Below are 19,792 nucleotides of genomic sequence, written 5' to 3'. Positions count from 1 at the left end.
TTAATGAAGTAAAAGGAGTATTGCTATGTCCAATCCAATACACAATCCCGCAAGAGCATTGACTGAATCTCAATTTTTGGGGAGAGAAGGGGGGCGGATAACACGAGAGAAACCCGGCAAGAATCCAGGTCAAGCTGTGGAGTACGCATGGAGACGCTGTCGTGCCTCTAAAGGCAACTTAAGCATGGTGCTGGCAGGAAAGACGGTATCAACCTTGCCTGCCCGGCCCGAGCATAGTCGTTTTGTGAATGGCGGTAAATCTCTGGGGGACCGGACGGTAGGGCTGGAGCCGTCTGCATCCTGGTTCGGTAGTTTTTTGCCAACCTGTTCGCTTCAGCCTGCCCAGGCCAGCGATGCTGAAACTCAGGCTGAGCTGAAGAAAATGGATGAGCGCATTCATGAGTATTACCAGCTTATCTGTCAGCTCCATAGTGACTACTGTGAAGTTTTGAAAGCTGCGCAACAGACTGAAGATGCATTAGGTAACGATATTCCCTTCTATGAAACCGTGTTAGAAAGTCAGCGCAAGGATCAGCAATCGTTACAGCTAATGGCCAATGAACTTCTGGATGAGTTCGAAACATTAAAAGACAGCTTCCTTGCTGATATCCAGCAAAGAGATCAGAGACATTTGCAAGCTTATGATCAAGATCCTTCAAAAGCTAACTTCGCGCAGGCTTTGATTGCCCACGTTCGCTCACTTGAAGATGAGCTGCGTCAGAAGACCCTGTTGCTGACAAATAAAGATGAGGAAGCTCATGACCTGGATAGAAAAAATCAGGAGCTTACACGACAGGCTGAGTTTAGTGAAAAACAAATGATTCAGGCGCTGACCGAGCAAGACAGAATGGGACGTGTTAAAGAGGCAGCTGGCACACTAGAGACGAATTTGCATGAGGCTAGTCGTCGTTTAAAAATTTTCCAGAACGCCATTGATAAACTCCACAAAGAAAAAAATGCAGAATCCACAAGGGCTGACAATCTGAAATTCCAGCTAAATCAGGTCACAGCCCAGTTACGGGAAAGGACCAGGAAGGAAGGGCAACAGTCTGAAACAGAGCTTGAAAACATTCGCTTGAGGAGGCAGTTGGATAATGCACAAAGCAGCCTTAAATCAGTATCAGAACCTTTAGAGAATTTTGCAGCGTTGCAACTCAGAAGTGAACAGTTAGAGACGCTGACAAAAAATCAGACGCAAGATTTGCAGAGAATCAGGGGTGAGCGAGATCAGGCCCATTCGAGAGTTGTGGCTATTGAAGAACAGTTGAAAAGCCACCACGCAGAAATGAAGCAAGTCATGGATGAGACAAAGAAAGCCGAAAAAGGCCTGAACCAGCTGCAATCTCAGATTCAACGGCTGCAAGCCCAGCTCGTCGAAGCACGAGAGCACAATGAAAAATTGCAGGCCGACAAGCTGTCTTCTGACACTGAGGTGCGTCAACTCAGAACACGTTTCGCCAGTCAGGTCTCTGATGCACGAATCAAGGCCAGCCAGGCCAATATCCAGCTTAATATGGAGTTAAAAGAGAAGAAGAAGCAGCTTGAGAAAGAAAGAGCTCATTACCACGAGCTGTCGGCTCAGCTTGAGTTCCTGAACGGTGCCATGAAAAAGGAGAATGAAAAAGCATCCGGGTATTTTGAAAAAAGTCAAAGGCTGGAAGAGAAATTCAGACTGGGTAAAGAGCGGTTAACCGAGCTTGAATCTCAAAAAACGCAGCTGAAAAAACAGTTAAAGGATACCCAAATTCAGCTTAAAGGCTCTAACGGTCGTGTTTCAGCCCTGGAAGTTCAGCTGGGTCAGCAAAACACGGAACTGGAGCAACTCAGAGCCAAGGGAGTTGAACAGAAAGCCAACAAAGAGACGCTCGCTCAGGTTCAGACTGACCTGCGACAGACCCGGTCTCTATTGCAAAAGGCTTCTTCGGAAGAGACAAGTGCCAGAGAAGCACTGCAAAAGAAAGAGCATGAAGTGAGAACCTGGATCGCTCAATCCAGGGAGTGGAATACCGCCAGGGCAGCTCTGGAAGGAGAGGTAGCTGCCCTGAAAGCCGGATTGCAAACAATCTTACAAGAGCAGCGTAGAGCGGAAGTAGAATTCGCCCAGCAGGCCAGGAGCCTTGAGGATCTGGCAAAGTCGCTGCTGGCATCAGAAACAAAGCTGAAACTGGCTTCCAGAGAGGCTCAGTCAGCCCGGAGCTCTCAAACCCAGCAGATTGAATCGCTGACTGTTGAGGTCTCTGAACTGAGGCGTCTCAAAGAGAAAGCTGAAGATGCATTGCTGACATTCGAGACCCGGTTCAAGGAGGACTATAGCCAGTCTGAGCGCAGTGTGAGTGAATTGAATCAACAGCTCATTGCCTTGAAAGCTCAGCTGAGCAACGTTTCCGAAGCGGAGCAGAGAGCGATCGGTGAAGTAGCGCAGGCGAAGTCAGACTGCAAAAAGTTCAGGAGTGATGCTGTTCGTCTTGAGCAACAGGTAGACAGGCTCACCAGAGAGGTCTATCGACTCAGGGATGAGCAGAAGAAGGCCAAAATAGAACTCGGGAAAGAACGGCTTGAGTTGAGAAGTGAGGTAGCAACGCTGAGGGAGAAAGCTTCAAAAGCGGATATTATTGAGCAGGAGCTGCAGCTTAAGCAAAAGGCCTTCTCCGATCAAAAAGCTCAGTTTTCCCAGACGGAAAGTGCACGCAAGGCTCAGCTTGAGCGGCTCAGGCAGGATCTGGACGAGTCCAATCAAAAGCTTCATGAAGAAGAGGCGGCTAAATTAGGCTTTCAGCTGGATTACAATTCTGCCAAAAGCCATTTGGAACAGTTGCAGCAAGAGCACGCTGAGGCCATGGCTGAAATTGACAGGTTGAAAGTCTTGTTAGAAAACAGTGGGCAGGTGCCAAGGACTGGTACCGGTTTTGATTTCCGGGAGTCCGGCGTCGAGTTCGACGATCAGGGAGCCTATGTCAGTCTCAGTACCGCCACACATCAACCCAATTCTTTACTTCAACCTCTTTCTGTGACCGGTGAAACAAGGTTGACCGATCTTCAGGCTCAGGGTCCTCGAGGTGTTTCTCGCTTTCAGTATCAGGAGCTTATGAGGAAGAAAAATGAGTTGGAGCAGCAGATGTCAGACCTCAGGGAGGAACTCAAAATGGCTCAGGATCAAAAGAGAGACTATAAAAAACGAGTCAGTGAGGCCGCCCTGGAAGTGGCAGATATCAAAAAACAGCTGAAAGAGGTTAAGGCAGAAAGTGAGCAATTTGCGCACATTGCCAGCGATCGGGCAGAAGAAGAGAAAAAGTGGCGTGAAGAGGTCGGTAAACTGACCAGAGCAAAGGCGCAGATTGAGCTTGAGAAACAGACTCAGGTGGATGAATCTCTTGAATTTGCCGATAAAACCGTGCTTCGAAATGCTGAACTGGAGACAGAGGCGGGGTACTTGAGAACCCGGTTGGAGGATCTGGAATACCGTCTGGAAAAAGAAATGCCTACTGTTATGCAGGAAAATGAGAATCTGACTCTGCAAAATGAAGCCTTCAAGACGGCACTTCTTGATGTGGTTGGTTTATTCAGAGAGAAGCTGTCTGAAGCGGATCAGCAACAACTTGAAGACAAGCTTTTGAAGATACAGTCACTGCTGTTGCCGCCACAGCAGTAAAATACTGCCTTTGAGGTCAAAAAGCCATCGACGAAAACCAAAGCCGCCAAAACAGGGCTATATGGGCGGCTTTTTCGAAGCGGTAGACGCGCAAATGTCGACTAGCCTTGAAACCAGTAACCCGCAAGCAAGGGGTTAGCTGATGTCACCTTGAGTGTGTCGCCATTCGCCTCAAGAGTTTCTGGTTCTATCATCGCCATTTCGTCTTGATTAAAGCAGGAGCCAGCGTCGAATTTGATTTCATTGGGTCCCATTTTTTGTCCTGACTGCATGCAGTCTGGCAGCTCAAAATAGACCTGCTCTCCAGATTGAACAATGGTCAAGGTACCACCAGTGGAATTACTGTATGTGCCGCTCACATTTTCAATTGCGATCCAGTCACTCGGACTGTGCATTCTGAGTTCAAACGAGTCTTCATTAGACTCGCAACGGTATACATCACCGAGCTGACACTGAATATTACCTTGATTGAAGCTCAGACTAGTCGTTTGTTCGTCATAGTCTCCTGTGTAAACTGTAGACGACTCATCAGCTTCAGTTACAGTGAGATAGAACGCGCCTTCGTTTACAGTGAGCCCGAGATGCACGGGTTCCTGATCGACTAGCTGGCTGCCCACATATTGACCCTGATATTCGGACACAAAGTCGCTTTGACTCATAGTCGAGGTCCCGTCCGTGCTATCGTTACAGCCCGCCAGGACTGAAGTGGCAGCACTCAGCAGTATAAGCTTTTTCATGCTGTCTCCTTAAAACAGTTCGTTTAGCATGTATCGAACCCACTCAGACTTGGCAACAGAGCCTTGAACATTGGCTTGAATCGTGCTGATGGTGACATAACCCTGACCGACAGCAATGCCCTCACTGTTTTCAGACTGATCGGCGTAGTCAGCGTCAGAGTCCATGCTGATACCTGCTTTGTCCTTATACAATTCTTTGGCGATGGACATGGCTTCTTCCATGGTCAGGCTTGGATCATTTTCTATCAATTCCATAGCCACATAACCCATGAGCATGTCACTTGATGACAAGTCGTCAGTGAACTTGACGATCATGTTATCGTGGCCTGCATTCCAGCCTACTTGTGTGTCTTTGAATCCGCGATGATTGGCAGGATCTTCAGGAATGTTAACATTCAGGCCAGTGAATTTTGGGAGTATAGGCGCCCCATCTTTTGTTTGGCTAACCAGCTTATCAAGCAGTTCTATAACAACGTTAGCAACATGAGGCGCTTTCTCTGCCTCACCGTCATAAGCGCTGACGGCGATGGCAGGAATACCACGTGCGATAGCTGCGTTTGTTGCACCCAGCGTGCCGGACATGTTGGTCGAAAAGCCAACATTGTTACCCTCATTGGGACCGGAAATAACCAGGTCAGGCTGTTTACCCCAGCGTTCGTTAGCGAACACATCAATGCCGTACAGCGCAGCCATAGCCGGTGTGCCCTCGACATATTCTTCAAATGCAACGCTTGTGTCTGTGTCACCGACACAAACCTGATCATTATCGATTTGCGTGCGATCTACCGAGACAGACTTCATAAAGTGGATGGCACCACCTTTACCACTTTGCCCCGTGCACGGTGCCGACATAATAACGTCATGGCCTGCCGCTTTGAGTGCAATATGAAGCGTCTGAATATTGGTTGTGGACCAGCTGTCATCGTTGCTTAAAACAATATTCAGTGCGTTTGCCTGAGCACTGACCCCTAAACCGATTGCGAATGTCAACGCAGCAAATTTAGTTTTCATCGTATTTCCCTTTGTGTGCTTGAAAGTCGACAACCAAGCTAAAAGGGATAGATGACGGTTATGTTAAAACAAGGTTTCTATACTTTTAGAGATATCTATAAAATTAATCGATTGTTTTTATTGAAAATTTATTATTAATCAGCATGTGTTGATAGCGACCAGTTTTTGGGTCTCTGCTTTTTACGAACAAGTAGGCCTGAGCCAAATCACCAAAGTGTGCCTTCATTTCGTCTTTAATCTTGTTCCGGTTTTGGTCAAGCGTCCTGGCTTTCAGACCGTGTTGCTCCAGCTCATTGATTGCTCGCGCATGTCCACCATAGCAACGCATGATCTGCGCTAATTCGCGTCCTTTATATGTATCGGGCTTGCTACCGCACGGGTTGATATAAGCAGGCAGTCCATCCAAACTGCGCCTGGCATACCAGTAGTAATAGAAAAACGGGGTTTTAGACATTTCAAGGGTATCGTTACCGATAGTAACAGTGTGTCTGGTAAGGTTGAGCGTGGCTTCGGTATCGGAAGAAACATGAGGCAGTGCTGGCTCAGTGTTTTTCGTGAGTGGGCCACTCGTCTCACTGCTATCTGCTGTTATTTCCTGCTCCCGGCTAATAGGCTTATCCTCTGGTACTGTATTGGATATTGAGTTAATCCGGGCCGGTTTGCCTGTCCGATGCAATTGGAGATAGAAAAAGAGCCCTGCAAAAGCACTAAGCGTTGCCATTATTGTCAGAGCTACCCGAGAGTGCACGACAGCAATTTGCCAATTCAGACCAAAAGCCTGCTTATTTAAATAGAATGATAAATCTGAGCCTTCCGGGGAGGGTTTTGGAGTTAGAGATATCTCTAAAACCTCAATATCACTAAACATCGAGATATTCGCCAGCGACACTATATTCGCGTTCTCTATCCATGTTTTCAATATCATCGCACTGCGTTTTAAAAGTTCCTCCTTATTGTAACTATTTATCAGGGCGGCGTTGAGTGCGTCCGACAAATACTGTTCAAGAGCAGACTCAACCACATATTTAAGTGCTAGCTGGTTAGCATGGCATAGCAATGCGAATATTAGACAGGTGATGACCAGTGAAAGTGCAACTGAGCGGTATTGATTTGAGATGGCGAGATATGTATTCATAGTCGTAAATAATGTGCCGCTATGAGCAGGCATCTGTTGCCATAGTAGTTTTGTTTAGCAGATTACCCATGACAGGAGACTCTTGGTGTCTCTTGAGTAAAGATTGACTGGCTTCACATCTAAGAGTTTGATTCAATGCTTTGGAGAGGTACCAGCTTCCCGCAGAAGGGATGGTTTTCAGTTCAAAACGCTGTTCAGTTGGCCAGTCGGTGAGTTCAGGCTCAATGCCGATAGCGGGAATAAAATCGACTTGTTTTTCGACAAATGCTTCAACCAGGTCAGCTCGATGGTTGAACAACTTTGTTTCACTGTTATTAAGGACAACGCCGTGTTTTTTGAGCTCGATTTCAGGTACGAGAAAACCAGACTGACTGCGTTTATCATCCAGCAATCCAATACTGCGTTTGTATAGTGTCGCGGAAGATAGTTGATAAATGGGTATGTGGCCGTATAGATAGATGGTATAGGCTGGCAGCACTAAGGTTTCTTCATAGAGAGATTGCGTGTCGGGAGCAAGGCCATTGAGCACTCGAGGTCGGCTGAATAGGAGATCAAAACGTTGGGATATTAGATCATCAGACGTAAAATGCTCTCTCGGCTTCCAAGATAATTCAACCCGAGCGAAGTCGCTTCCCGATAACACTGATTCACAGAAAAAAGCCGCCATAGCTTCCGCTTGCCAATCTGAAGGGGTATAAATACGAAATGTCTTGTCACCCACAGATGCATCTACCTGGCAACTCAGCTGGTTGAGATTGATAGGGCCTGTCTGCAAAATAGAAAGCGGTAGCACAAGCAATGTGCCTAAGAACAATGAGACAACGAAGGAGCCCCATTGGGCCGAACGAAAAAAGGTATTCCTGTGCATAGTTCTCCCTTGAGTGTCAGGGAAGAGTAGACGACAAATGTTACGTCTGAGTGACTAAGAACCAAGCGCCAGACCTAACGCGCGGTCCTCTGTGGGGGACAATATCGAGACAAAGCTTGATGAAAGGGTGAATAGGTGGCCGATAGCAGGTATTCTGCAAGCCCATTACCTCAAGCACTCACCTTTCGTGCAACGCACCCATTCACTTGCAAAGCCTCTTAAAACCTCTCTTGGCTGGCATCAATCCCGTATTGACCTTATTGCGCTGGTTATTTTTGGCCTCATCCAGATGGGTTCAGTCAACCTGTCTCGTATTGCCCGAACTATGGGGCACGGTACCGAGATCGTCTCCAGGCGTAAGCGTCTCAGGCGCTTCTTCGCCCGGAATGGCATGGAGCTTGACGATATTGCATGGTCGTTGATTGGATGGTGCCCGAAGGGAGCTGGGTTGTCTGTCTGGATCGCACCAAATGGGACTTTGGCCAGTTCAAAATCAACACCATGATGGTCGCTGAGCAGGAGGTCGTCATTCATGCGAAGGAGGCTGTCGCAAAACTCTAACAACTCGTTCCCACGCTCTGCGCGGGAATGCATATCTCTCCTGAAAAGCGGACTCTAAAGCGTGAGACAGGTATGGGTTCCCATGTTGGAGCATGGGAACCAGGGTAAGCCAGTTTGAGCAGTTGCAGCAAAAGCACGCCGAGGCCATGGCTGAAATTGACAGGTTGAAAGTTTTGTCGGAAAACAGTGGGCAGGCGCCAGGGGCTGACCCTGGTTTTGATTTCCGGGAGTCCGGCGTCGAGTTTGACGATCAGGGAGCCTATGTCAGTCTCAGTACCGCCACACATCAACCCAATTCTTTACTTCAACCTCTTTCTGTGACCGGTGAAACAAGGTTGACCGATCTTCAGGCTCAGGGTCCTCGAGGTGTTTCTCGCTTTCAGTATCAGGAGCTTATGAGGAAGAAAAATGAGTTGGAGCAGCAGATGTCAGACCTCAGGGAGGAACTCAAAATGGCTCAGGATCAAAAGAGAGACTATAAAAAACGAGTCAGTGAGGCCGCCCTGGAAGTGGCAGATATCAAAAAACAGCTGAAAGAGGTTAAGGCAGAAAGTGAGCAATTTGCGCACATTGCCAGCGATCGGGCAGAAGAAGAGAAAAAGTGGCGTGAAGAGGTCGGTAAACTGACCAGAGCAAAGGCGCAGATTGAGCTTGAGAAACAGACTCAGGTGGATGAATCTCTTGAATTTGCCGATAAAACCGTGCTTCGAAATGCTGAACTGGAGACAGAGGCGGGGTACTTGAGAACCCGGTTGGAGGATCTGGAATACCGTCTGGAAAAAGAAATGCCTACTGTTATGCAGGAAAATGAGAATCTGACTCTGCAAAATGAAGCCTTCAAGACGGCACTTCTTGATGTGGTTGGTTTATTCAGAGAGAAGCTGTCTGAAGCGGATCAGCAACAACTTGAAGACAGGCTTTTGAAGATACAGTCACTGCTGTTGCCGCCACAGCAGTAAAATACTGCCTTTGAGGTTAAACGGCATCTATTGAACAGATGTCGTTTTTTTCAGCTCTAATACCAATCGAACTTTCTAACCACCCGGATTGCCGACGCAATGGCGTCATTCAGTGACAGCAAACAATCAATCTTTCTTCCGTAGTTCGGTTATTTGCACCGTACCCTCTTCAGTAACAGTGAACACATGGCTGCCATCGCGGCTGAAGCTGGCTGTGACAAGACGACTATCATGGGAAATGATAGCTTTTTCGACCCATGTCCCACGGGTCTGCTGACCAATGATTTTAGTGGTTTTGTCCTTGCTGATAGTTAGCACGTGGCGGCCATCAGGGCTGAAACTGGCCAAAAAGACCTCCTGTTCATGAAAAAGTATGGCTTGACGAATCCAAAATCCATGGGCTCCCAGACCATAAATGCATACCGTACCAAAGGTTGAGTGAGACGAGGTACTTCCGGCGCCCACCACATAGCGGCCATCCGGGCTGAAGCTGACAGAGACGACCCGGCTAATATTGCGAAAGATGATTTGTTGCCTCCATGATTCATCGGCATTCTCGCTATAGATTTCTGACTCTCCATAACGATTGAGGGTAACCCAATGGCGGCCATCGGGGCTGAAGGAGACGGTGGCTGATTCGACATCAGCCCTGTGGGAAATCTGTACCCATGATCCATCAGCTGCCTTGCCATAGATTTTTGGCTTGTCATATCCAGCGGTTATTACCAGATGGCGGCTATCAGCGCTGAAGCTGGCTTTCACTTGAGGACTTCTCTGGCGACTGGAACCTGTTTCTTCCCATGATTCATCGTCTTTCAGGCTATGAATTTTTATCTCGTGACCCCAACTGGCGGTCACCAAATGGCGGCCATCGGAGCTGAAGGTGGCTGATGTGACTATATTGTGATGGCGAATGATGGCTTTTTGTTCCCATGATCCAGTGTTACTCAGACTATGGATGTGCGCCGTCCTATCGTGACTGATGGTCACCAAATGGCGGCCATCGAAGCTGAAGATGGCTGATGTGACCTTATCGTGATGGCGAATGATGACTTTTTGTTCCCATAATCCGGTGTCTTTCCGGCTATGGACCTGCGCCGTCCTTTCGTTAAAGTTGGTCACCAAATGGCGTCCATCGGGACTGAAGGTGGGCGACATCAGATTACGTCGATGTTTAATGGTGGTTTTTAGCTCCCATGATCCATCGCTCCCCAAGCCAAAAATTGTTGCCGTGTTGTCCTGACTGGCAGTCACTGCATGCTGACTATCGGGGCTGAAGGTGGCTGAACTGATAGGATGATCATGAATGATGTGTTTTTTTTCTGGCCATGATCCATCATCCTCATGACCGAAGATTTTCACCGTCCTATGAGAATTGAACACCATCAGATGACGGCCATCATTACTCAGGGTGGCTGAACGGGATTGGTAATTTCTTTCAATGATGGTTTTTGTATCCAACTTGAATGTTTTGTATTGAGACATAAGTACAGTCTTGGTGAAAAATAGCAGAGCAGGTACAGAAGCACCCGTCTTTTGGAGATGGGTAAGTGACGTCAATAAGGCCTTATCGTTCGTAAACGACCCAAGCCAATCATGGACTTGTTGATTACTTTTTGTAGTGATGGTTTTTCTCAGTTGATACTGGTGTGATAAAGGAAACCGACGAAACCACGCTTTTGCCAGGGCGTTATCGCTTTTAATAGCATCGCGAAAGTGGGTGCATACCTGTTTTAAGCGGTGAATATCCCGGAGCGACAAATATCTGAAGATGAGGGAATATGATGTTGTGGATAATAAATGCAGCAAAGATTGTATCTGCCTGTCAGGTACAGTGACGGACCTGTCGGCATGGATAGCAGTGGTTGTTGCCGATTGAGCTTGCTCGGGTGGTGGTGAGGGTAAATCTGTAATTTCGAGCTTGTTATTTATAGAATTCATAGTGTTTTTTACTTAAGTCAGGATTTCCTTTCGACCAGTTACGACATTTAAAAATTGATTTTGGTAATTAGATTGGGTTTTGGAATAAAAGTTCATAAAAATTTTTTGAGCAAACATTTAAAAAGACACCCATAAATTTGCTTTACCATCCACCTGGTCTACTTTTTCACCCATCATTTAAAAAGACACCCATAAATTTGCTTTACCATCCACCTAGTCTACTTTTTCACCCATCACTGATTTTTTACCCAGACAGGTGAGTTCATGGCTCAGGCCCGCAATACTCTGATTGACCCCGGTTCAACGCCCTATTACCACTGCATAGCAAGATGTGTTCGTCAGGCTTACCTCTGTGGAGAGAACCACCTGACTGGCAAGAACTACGAGCATCGCCGCCAGTGGGTGGTGGATAAACTCCGGGAACTGGTTTCAGTCTTTGCTATCGAAGTCTGCGCTTACGCTGTCATGTCGAATCATTATCATGTGGTTTTGCACATCAATCAGTCATCTGCCAGAGGCTGGTCACGGGACGAAGTGCTTCACCGTTGGACGACCTTGTTTACAGGCCCACTTCTGGTACAAAGGCATTTGGCTGCTGACAAACTGGGCAGCGCTGAATTGGCCCATATTGATGAATATGCTGAGGAATACCGACGTCGTTTAACGGATATCAGCTGGTTTATGCGCTGCCTGAATGAATATCTTGCTCGTGAGGCCAACAAAGAAGATGAGTGTAAAGGACGCTTCTGGGAAGGTCGCTTTAAAAGCCAGGCATTGCTGGACGAAGCAGCGTTACTGACCTGCATGGCCTATGTTGACTTGAATCCGATTCGGGCAGGAAAGGCAGAAATACCGGAAGAGTCGAACTACACGTCGATTCAGGAACGAGTGGAGCAGGTTAAACATTCTGAGACTAAAAAACAGCCGCTGACCCTGAAACCTTTCTGTTTGCAGGGACAGGAAGCGGACGTTGCCCTTCCCTACCTTCTTCACGACTATCTGGAACTGGTTGACTGGAGTGGCCGCATTGTCAGGACAGACAAGAAAGGTTCCATCCCGTCGTGTACCCCTCCTATTCTTCAAAGACTGGAAATTGATCCGGATGAGTGGCTGAAAACCATGCAATGGAATAATCGTTTTTATCGGGCAGTTGGCCGTCTGGAGGCGATGAAGGCCTTTGCACTTGAAGCCGGACAGAAGTGGCTTCGAGGTTTAAACGCCTGCAGTCGTTTGTACCTGACAGGTTAGTGTAGAAGTCAGTTAAGACGTCAAAGACCCTCTCTTTATCTCTTCGACTTATGTCGGAATGGATTTGCATTGTCTGAATTATGGCTTGGACAGCCTTTGTTCGTTGGATGGCGCTGTGTGTCTCATTGATACGCTACTTGAGGATAGATTTTCTGATCCTTTTTGGGAATACAGTTTTTGAATGTCTTGTTTTTTTATGGGTGTCTTATTTTTTTTTATCATGGGTGTCTTATTTTATTGTTTTTGAATGTCTTGTTTTTTTATGGGTGTCTTATTTTATTTTTTTATTTTATTTTTATTTTATTATTTTAATTTTTTGACGAGGCTGTTTTTTTATGGGTGTCTTATTTTTTTTATTTTATTTTTTTTATTTTTTTTTTCTGTTGATGTAGATGTTCGACTTAGTGCTTGGATTGCAATGATCGATAAAATAACTTCTTGATTCACACGACAGAATGAGGAGCCGCAATATCCACTGAGGCTATCGCGGCTCTTTTTTTGTTTTGCAGTTTGGCTGGAGAGAAACCAGCCAAAACGTTACAAAGAGATTTCTTTCTCGTCAGGTGATGATGAAATCGTAGAGTTATCAACTCTTTGAACAGATGCCGTTTAATTCAACCTCAATCAGGCATTAAAACGCTTGAAACGATTAGCCAGTCCATTAGTGGAACTGTCCTGATCGGAAGTCGTACCGGACTCTTTCAGGCGGTCATAAACCCGGTTGCCCAGAACCTTGCCCAGTTCTACACCCCATTGATCAAAAGAGTTGATCTGCCAGAGGGTTCCCTGCACAAAGACTTTCTGTTCATAGAGTGCCACCAGAGCACCCACCACCTCCGGAGTGATTTTCTCAGGCACAATCATATTGTTGGGACGGTTGCCGGGAATCACCTTATGAGGCGCCAGAGCGTCAATATCGGCACTGCTTATGCCCGCCTTCGTTAACTCTTCACGAACCTCATCCAGATTCTTACCCTGCATCATGGCCTGACTCTGGGCCAGGGCGTTGGCAAATAGCCATGGATGCTGTTCGCCCAGTGGATTATGGCTGGTGGCCGGAGCAATGAAGTCCACAGGAATCAGTCGTGTACCCTGATGCAGCAACTGGTGATAGGCGTGCTGGTCATTAGTGCCTGTGCCACCCCAGATAACGGCACCTGTCTGGTAATTAACGGTGCTGCCATCTCTGCGGGTCTGCTTGCCGTTACTTTCCATATCCATCTGTTGTAAATGGCCCGGGAAGTCACGCAGGAAGTAATCGTAGGAAATAACGGCGTGAGACTCTGAGCCAAAGTAGTTCTGGTACCAGACGCCCAGCATACCCAGGATAACCGGCATGTTCTTTTCCAGAGGTGCCTGGGCAAAGTGCCTGTCCATCTCCCAGGCACCTTTCAGCAGTTTCTGGAAGTTCTCAAAGCCCACTACCAGGCTGATCATCAGTCCAATGGTGGACCAAAGAGAGTAACGGCCACCGACCCAGTCCCAGAGTGGCAGGGTGTTTTCCTGGGCGATACCAAACTCATCAATGGCTTTCAGATTGGTGGAAATAGCCACGAAGTGTTTGCGAATGTCGGACTCGGCACAACCTTTTTCCAGCATCCAGGCACGGGCAGCCTGGGCATTCTGCAAGGTTTCCAGTGTGCCAAAGGACTTGGAAGCCACGATAAACAGGGTGGTTTCTGGATCAATCCTGCGGAAAACTTCTGAAATTTCGTTCGGATCAATATTGGCTACATAGTGATGTTCGAGCCCTTCAACATGATAAGGCGTCAGAGCATTGATGACTGTCTTCAGACCCAGATAGGAGCCGCCAATACCAATATTGACAATGTGTTTGATGGCTTTGCCGGTGAAGCCTTGCCACTCGCCAGAATGCACTGAGTCGGTAATGCCTTTCATGCGCTTGTGGGTATCACGAATTTTAGGCATGACATCTTCACCGTCGACCATGACCGGATCTGTGCCAGAGTTACGCAGGGCTGTGTGCAGAACGGCACGATTCTCGGTGTAATTGATTTTGTCACCACGGAACATGGCCTGAATGGCCTCTGGCAGTCTGGCTTGTTTAGCCATCGTCATCAGGGAAGACATTACATCGTCGTTTATCAGATTTTTGGAGTAATCCAGAAACAGGCCAGCCGCTTCCAGGCTATAGCGTTCAAATCGGTCCTTGTCAGCTGCAAACATTTCTCGCAGGTGCGTGCCTGCCATCTTTTGTTGCAGGGTTTCCAGCGATGAGGATTCAGGCAAGTGTTGAATAGGACTCATGTGAGTACAGCCTCGGAGTGTTGTGATAGAAAGTAGAATTTATGAATGGTAAGTACTCAACCATACGAAATCATATTTTCTGACTTATTGTTCAGGCACTCGCGGCAACTGCTCCTGCGTTGCTCTAGCTCCTGCATCCATGCAGTCGTGATGCGTTGCAACTCTGGTCACATAGCTTGCTATGTTCCCGTCGTTGCGCCTTGCAGAGCACCTGCCCAATAAGCCAGAAATATTCGATTCCGTATGGCTGAGTACTTACGAATGCTTTGTTGATTTAATGAGGTTTCTGCTCCTTATATTTTTGACTGCATATATCATCAATTTTTTTTTCTATATTTTTGTAGGTATCTTTTTTAAATTTCAATAAGTGGCGCTGCTCTTGATCAATCAATGTCAAATGCTCACCTGACCGCTCAACGTTAGCCAATAAAGTTTCCTTCTCTTCATCGTCGTCATCCCTGGCAAACAGTTGCCAGGGCTTCTCTGCTTCTTTTTTGGCTGATCCTGTAGACACGAAGTCTAAACAGCCATGGATTCCGTTATCTTCAAGAAAAACCAGAGTGAAATGATTTTTTTCTCCACAATCAGAATCGCTGGAAGCATTTCCCGAGCAAATTATCAATGCACCCGCTGTCACTTTCTTCCCCAGCACTTCAGGGTATAGTAACAACCACATGCCATAGGGAGCTTCCTGGGCAGTCAAAGCAGGAGGACTGTAGCTGATGAGTGTCAGTAATCCTATACTCAAAACACTCATGCACCGGCTAAACCAGTGTGAAACCTGTCGTGTCCTGTCTTCCATAGAGTCTACCTTCGTATCGTTGAGTCTGGTTCAGTATAAGACACTCCTTCCCTGTTTAGCTCCCGGTTAATTCAACCATTGCTAATCTTTCTGACGTGTTATCGTGATGTTGTCAATCAATCGGGCCTTGCCGAGGTAGGCGGCTGCCAGAATCACCAGGTTCTGGTCATCGGGACCCGCTGGCAGAAGCGTGGTAGTACTGCTGATGTTGAAATAGTCCGGCTTGAATCCAGCCTGTGCCATTTTTGCAAAAGCGTCACGGCGCAGCAGGTCATAATCACACTCGCCCGCCAGAATAGCTTCACGTGCGGCCCGCAGACAGCGATAAAGCGTGGGGGCTATTTCTTCACGTTCTTCCGGTGTCAGATAACCGTTGCGGGAACTCATGGCCAGTCCGGTATCTTCGCGGGCGATAGGTGCACCGACAATCTCAACAGGTATGCACATGTCTTTGGCCATTTTGCGAATAATGGCCAGCTGCTGGAAGTCTTTTTCTCCGAAGACAGCCACATCGGGACGAACAATATTAAACAGTTTGCTGACCACTGTGGCTATACCTGTGAAAAAGCCCGGACGGCTTTTGCCACAGTGCATGCCATCCAGCTCTTCGACACTGACGTGGGTGTGATGTTCGCTGCCTTCAGGATAAATTTCTGTCGTCTGGGCAGTGTAGAGCAGATCTACTCCCTGCTCGATCAGGAGCTGCTGGTCCTGCTCCATGGTGCGAGGGTAAGAGTCGTAGTCTTCATTCGGGCCAAACTGCAGTGGGTTGACATAAATGCTGACAACGACCACATCGCAGAGTTTCTGGGCTTTTTCGACCAAAGTCAGGTGACCGCCATGCAGATTACCCATGGTCGGCACGAAAGCTACGGTTTTGCCTTCGACTCTGCAAGCTGCTACCCCAGCCTGGATTTCAGCGATGGTATGAAGTGTTTTCATAGCGAATAACTAGACGATCAGTGAATTTAAAAAAGCCAGTATTTCTGGCTTTTGGCGGTTGTAAGAGATTCTGTTTATACCATTCAGCCAGATCATTCAGAAACCTGACTGAATGGAGAGACTCAATTGAAGCTGTGTTCCGGACCCGGGAAAGTGCCATCTTTAACTTCTGCAACATACCGAGCCACAGCTTCCTGTGGGGTGGCACTGTCTTGCATGTAGTTTTTTACAAACTTGGGCTTGCGGCCTGCTGTTAGATGGAGCATGTCATGGAGGACCAGAATCTGGCCATCGGTTGCGTCTCCGGCACCAATGCCGATAACCGGGATGTCAACGGCTTTGGTGATTTCCCGAGCCAGGTCATTGGGTACGCATTCCAGAAGCAGCATGGCCGCACCGGCAGCCTGCAGATCAATGGCAGCCTGGATCATGCTGTTGGCTCTTTCCTCTTCCCGACCTTGAACCTTGTAGCCGCCAAAAACATTAACAAATTGTGGGGTGAGTCCCATATGGACACAGACAGGAATGCCCTGCTGCCTGAGGCAGGTCACGGTAGGAGGCAACCAGCCTTCACCCTCCAGTTTCACCACTTCGGCACCGGCCTGCATGATTTTGGCGGCACTGATGACTGCCTGTTCTTCGGTGGCGTAGGAAGCAAAAGGAAGGTCTGTCATGACCATGGAGTCATGAGCTGCCCTGGCTACACAGCGGGTGTGGTAGCACATGTCATCGACGGTGACGGGAACCGTGCTGCTATTGCCCTGTATGACATTGCCAAGAGAGTCCCCCACCAGAATGACTTCAACCCCCTGAGTGTTGACCAGATGGGCGAGCGTCGCGTCATAGGCCGTCAGGCTGGCAAATTTCTCGCCGGATTGTTTCATGTCGGCCAGGGTTTTCAGGGTTACTTTAGCCATCTATCAGGACCTTGAGCCTTTAGCGTTAACTGGAAAGTGCTTTGTGGCGGATTATACGCAAAGCAGTCAGGTGTGTCAGTGCTTCTGGGGAAGCGTGATTCGGAAGTTTATCGAATGAGCGTAAACCTCCGTACTTTCGTTACGTGCTTTCGCTAAGTGCTTTCGTTACTTGCTTTCGTTACTTGCTTTCGCGACACCCTCTTTCATGTCGGGGAGGATGTCAAAGCCAGGGATACTTTGTTGCCATGACTTCAATACCTGCGGTTCCGACTTCTGCCAGAAGTGTGGCTGCCTTGCGGCCATCAGGCAGGGTCAGGTCAGGGTCTATATCCAGAAGTGGACAGAGCACAAAGTTTCTCAGATGCATCTGATAGTGGGGCACTGTCAGACGATCGGAATCAATGATTTCATCACCGTACAGGATAATATCAAGATCGAGTGTTCTCGGCCCCCAGTGCACGGTTCTGATTCTGCCATGGTTATTTTCAATGGCTTGTAAGGCGTCCAGTAACGGCAGTGGTGCGAATGTGGTTTCAATCCGAACGGCAGCGTTGTAATAGTCAGGCTGTCCTGCAGGCCCCACCGGTTCACTGATGTAGAGCTTTGAACAGCCTGATAATTCAACTTTGGACAGGGAATCGATGTCGTCCACGGCTCTTTGCAATTGCAGACCGGGATTGTCCAGATTGCTGCCCAGGGCTATATAGACGCTGGTCATAATGCTTCAGCTTCGCTGGTTTATTGCGGTTTGTTCGTAACAGGAGGACGCTTGCGTGGGCGGCGTCTTCTTCGTTTCTGGCCTCCCTTACCACCGGGACGGGAATGAAGGTCGCGAATCATGCTGTTTCTGTCCTGGTCAGCAGAGTCCTGGATGTCGGTCCACCACTCCCCCGCTCCGTCCAGTGCTTCACCGGCGGCTTCCCTGAGTACCAGAAAATCGTAGGCGGCCCTGAATTTAGGGTGCGCCATCAAGGACTCAATGGCTCTTGGCTGACGGCGTTCCAGTCTGTGCTGCATTTCCCATATATCCCGTACTACCATGGTGAAACGTTTTGGAACCGCAGTGTGAGTACACTGATTGTCCAGCACGACCATGGCTGCCTGTTGCAGAGCGGGTATGGGAGGAATGCCCTGCTCACGGAGATCTCCGGCCAGTCTTTGCAGCGGCGTCCAGAGGAAGGCAGCAAATAAAAAGGCGGGAGTGACGGGTTTGCCACGGGCAATGCGTGAATCGGTACTTTCCAGCGCCCTGATAATCAGTGCTTCAGCAAATTCATCCTGAGCTTCAAGGCTGTGATGTGTTGCCGGGAACAGGTACTGAAGCAGACTGTATTCACGCAGAAGGTGGAAAGTTCTTACCCCTTTGCCTGATTGCAGTAGTTTCAGCACCTCGTCAAACAGCCTGGCCGATGGTATGTCACTCAGCAAATGACCCAGATCATAGATGGGGTCCGCAGTTGCAGGGTCCATATCGAAATCCAGCTTGGCCATAAAGCGCAGCGCCCGTATCATTCGGACCGGATCTTCGTGGTATCGTTTAACCGGATCACCGATCAACCTCAAGGTCTGATCTTCAAGATCTTGAAGACCGCCGCAGTAATCTATGACAGAGTGATCACGGACGTCGTAATAGAGTGCATTGACGGTAAAGTCTCGACGAATAGCGTCGTCTTTCATTGAGCCATAGACGTTGTCTCTGAGAATCCGTCCGGAATCAGAGTGATCGGACTTGTCCTTGCTGTGGCTATCATTGCGGGCATCATCATGACCGGCCCTGAAGGTGGCGACCTCAATCATTTCGCGACCAAACAGAATATGCACCAGCCTGAATCTTCGACCAATGATCCGTGAGTTACGAAACAGTCTGCGGACCTGTTCAGGCGTTGCATTGGTGGCAACGTCAAAATCCTTGGGGTGCAGGTCCAGGTAAAGGTCCCGGATACAGCCCCCTACCAGGTAGGCTTCATAGCCATTATTGTTCAGTCGGTGAAGTACTTTCAGAGCATTTTCACTGATTTCACGCCGTGAAACAGGGTGGTTTTCTTGAGGAATGCGAGTCTGGTCTTCAGACTGGGATTGGTCAGGCTCCCAAACAGAGTCGGGTTCAGGAAGCTGCGATTCAGGGGGTGCAGAGTCTTTTTCTGTGGATGGCTTAAGCAGGAAGTAAGCAGCAAGCGATATGCCCAGCACCACTAATACTGTAATAATGATGCCTGTCATGATGAGTTTTGCATGAAATCTTTGTTGGTTAGTCAGTAATATCGTCGCGGTGGATCAGATGTACTGCTCCGGTCTGGCGTACATCATAGCATTCCAGTGGGGGATGTTGACACAGGTTTATAGTCTTTAGGAGCTCATATCAGGACATCAGACAGGTGTTAGATAGAAAAGAAAAAAGGGGGAAAGGCAAACCTCCCCCCCTTAGTTGGCGAATCATTATTATTTTTATTGTATCGCCGGAGACTGTAAACGGATGATTTTGCTGGCTACCTTTTCCATGGTGAACCCGGAGGGCATACTGCAAAATAATCAACTTACTTTTGCCCTTATTGTTGTTATTTGGGCAGGGTTATTATTTTTATTATTTGTGCTTATTGTTATTGTTTTGTCAGTCTTTAGCATAGGTTGTGCCAGTTTTTTTAACTTGTTGATTTTTAACAATAATTAAATTATTCGAAGGGGGCAAATGAAGAAAAGGTTACGAGACTTTGTTACTTTCGCAGAGAATAGGTATTAATGCGTAACAGGTGGGGG

Annotated in this window: 15 protein-coding genes; 4 read left to right on the top strand and 11 right to left on the bottom strand. The window is 47.9% G+C overall.

Translation table 11 applies throughout. The annotated features are described in order from the left end of the window. Positions 1 to 25 precede the first annotated feature (25 nt). Positions 26 to 3,649, top strand: coding sequence for a hypothetical protein (locus tag ACO6V5_RS17030; protein ID WP_422412253.1), 3,624 nt, complete (start codon positions 26 to 28; stop codon positions 3,647 to 3,649). Positions 3,650 to 3,750: 101 nt separating this feature from the next. Here the strand turns inward: ACO6V5_RS17030 and ACO6V5_RS17025 are convergent, their stop codons facing one another. The 4 genes from ACO6V5_RS17025 to ACO6V5_RS17010 all read right to left on the bottom strand — a co-directional run bounded on the left by ACO6V5_RS17025 (position 3,751) and on the right by ACO6V5_RS17010 (position 7,253). Then, entirely contained in the window at positions 3,751 to 4,386 is a 636-nt protein-coding gene (locus ACO6V5_RS17025; protein ID WP_422412251.1) for a hypothetical protein, read from the bottom strand. Positions 4,387 to 4,395: 9 nt separating this feature from the next. Further along, entirely contained in the window at positions 4,396 to 5,397 is a 1,002-nt protein-coding gene (locus ACO6V5_RS17020) for a 5'/3'-nucleotidase SurE (RefSeq protein ID WP_422412249.1), read from the bottom strand. A gap of 103 nt (positions 5,398 to 5,500) precedes the next feature. Beyond that, positions 5,501 to 6,532: a hypothetical protein gene (locus ACO6V5_RS17015; protein WP_422412247.1), complete on the bottom strand. Its 1,032-nt coding sequence runs from the start codon at positions 6,530 to 6,532 to the stop codon at positions 5,501 to 5,503. A 19-nt stretch (positions 6,533 to 6,551) separates the two neighbouring features. Continuing rightward, positions 6,552 to 7,253 (bottom strand): hypothetical protein, encoded by a 702-nt coding sequence (locus ACO6V5_RS17010; RefSeq protein WP_422412245.1) that lies wholly within the window; start codon positions 7,251 to 7,253, stop codon positions 6,552 to 6,554. Between the two features lie 558 nt (positions 7,254 to 7,811). On the opposite strand from ACO6V5_RS17010, the gene ACO6V5_RS17005 reads away from it, so the two are divergent. Both ACO6V5_RS17005 and ACO6V5_RS17000 read left to right on the top strand, forming a co-directional pair. After that, positions 7,812 to 7,961 carry a hypothetical protein gene (locus ACO6V5_RS17005; protein ID WP_422412243.1) on the top strand — a complete coding sequence of 50 codons (150 nt, stop codon included), beginning with the start codon at positions 7,812 to 7,814 and terminating at the stop codon, positions 7,959 to 7,961. Between the two features lie 92 nt (positions 7,962 to 8,053). Further along, on the top strand, positions 8,054 to 8,920 hold the full coding sequence (locus ACO6V5_RS17000; RefSeq protein WP_422412241.1) for a hypothetical protein: 867 nt from the start codon (positions 8,054 to 8,056) through the stop codon (positions 8,918 to 8,920). A 126-nt stretch (positions 8,921 to 9,046) separates the two neighbouring features. Here the strand turns inward: ACO6V5_RS17000 and ACO6V5_RS16995 are convergent, their stop codons facing one another. Continuing rightward, positions 9,047 to 10,861, bottom strand: a complete 1,815-nt coding sequence (locus tag ACO6V5_RS16995) for an F-box/WD repeat-containing protein (protein WP_422412239.1) — start codon at positions 10,859 to 10,861, stop codon at positions 9,047 to 9,049. A 264-nt stretch (positions 10,862 to 11,125) separates the two neighbouring features. Here ACO6V5_RS16995 and ACO6V5_RS16990 point away from each other — a divergent pair, with 264 nt between their 5' ends. Further along, positions 11,126 to 12,109, top strand: a complete 984-nt coding sequence (locus ACO6V5_RS16990) for a transposase (RefSeq protein WP_422442127.1) — start codon at positions 11,126 to 11,128, stop codon at positions 12,107 to 12,109. A gap of 624 nt (positions 12,110 to 12,733) precedes the next feature. Here the strand turns inward: ACO6V5_RS16990 and pgi are convergent. The 6 genes from pgi to pcnB form a co-directional block, all read right to left on the bottom strand. Further along, positions 12,734 to 14,377 carry a glucose-6-phosphate isomerase gene (pgi, locus tag ACO6V5_RS16985; protein ID WP_422414117.1) on the bottom strand — a complete coding sequence of 548 codons (1,644 nt, stop codon included), beginning with the start codon at positions 14,375 to 14,377 and terminating at the stop codon, positions 12,734 to 12,736. Between the two features lie 274 nt (positions 14,378 to 14,651). Next, complete coding sequence (locus ACO6V5_RS16980; protein ID WP_422413321.1) at positions 14,652 to 15,179, bottom strand: hypothetical protein; 528 nt, start codon at positions 15,177 to 15,179, stop codon at positions 14,652 to 14,654. A gap of 81 nt (positions 15,180 to 15,260) precedes the next feature. Next, positions 15,261 to 16,121 (bottom strand): pantoate--beta-alanine ligase, encoded by an 861-nt coding sequence (gene panC / locus ACO6V5_RS16975; RefSeq protein WP_422413323.1) that lies wholly within the window; start codon positions 16,119 to 16,121, stop codon positions 15,261 to 15,263. 122 nt (positions 16,122 to 16,243) lie between these two features. After that, positions 16,244 to 17,038 (bottom strand): 3-methyl-2-oxobutanoate hydroxymethyltransferase, encoded by a 795-nt coding sequence (gene panB / locus ACO6V5_RS16970; protein WP_422136597.1) that lies wholly within the window; start codon positions 17,036 to 17,038, stop codon positions 16,244 to 16,246. Between the two features lie 220 nt (positions 17,039 to 17,258). Then, positions 17,259 to 17,756, bottom strand: coding sequence for a 2-amino-4-hydroxy-6-hydroxymethyldihydropteridine diphosphokinase (gene folK / locus ACO6V5_RS16965; protein WP_422136598.1), 498 nt, complete (start codon positions 17,754 to 17,756; stop codon positions 17,259 to 17,261). Between the two features lie 20 nt (positions 17,757 to 17,776). Continuing rightward, entirely contained in the window at positions 17,777 to 19,258 is a 1,482-nt protein-coding gene (gene pcnB / locus ACO6V5_RS16960; protein ID WP_422136599.1) for a polynucleotide adenylyltransferase PcnB, read from the bottom strand. Positions 19,259 to 19,792: the final 534 nt, after the last annotated feature.

It is taken from the genome of Endozoicomonas sp. ALD068, assembly GCF_049310145.1.
GTDB lineage: Bacteria > Pseudomonadota > Gammaproteobacteria > Pseudomonadales > Endozoicomonadaceae > Endozoicomonas_A.
Note: the sequence above shows the minus strand (reverse complement) of the source record. Positions and strands in the feature narration are given on the sequence as shown.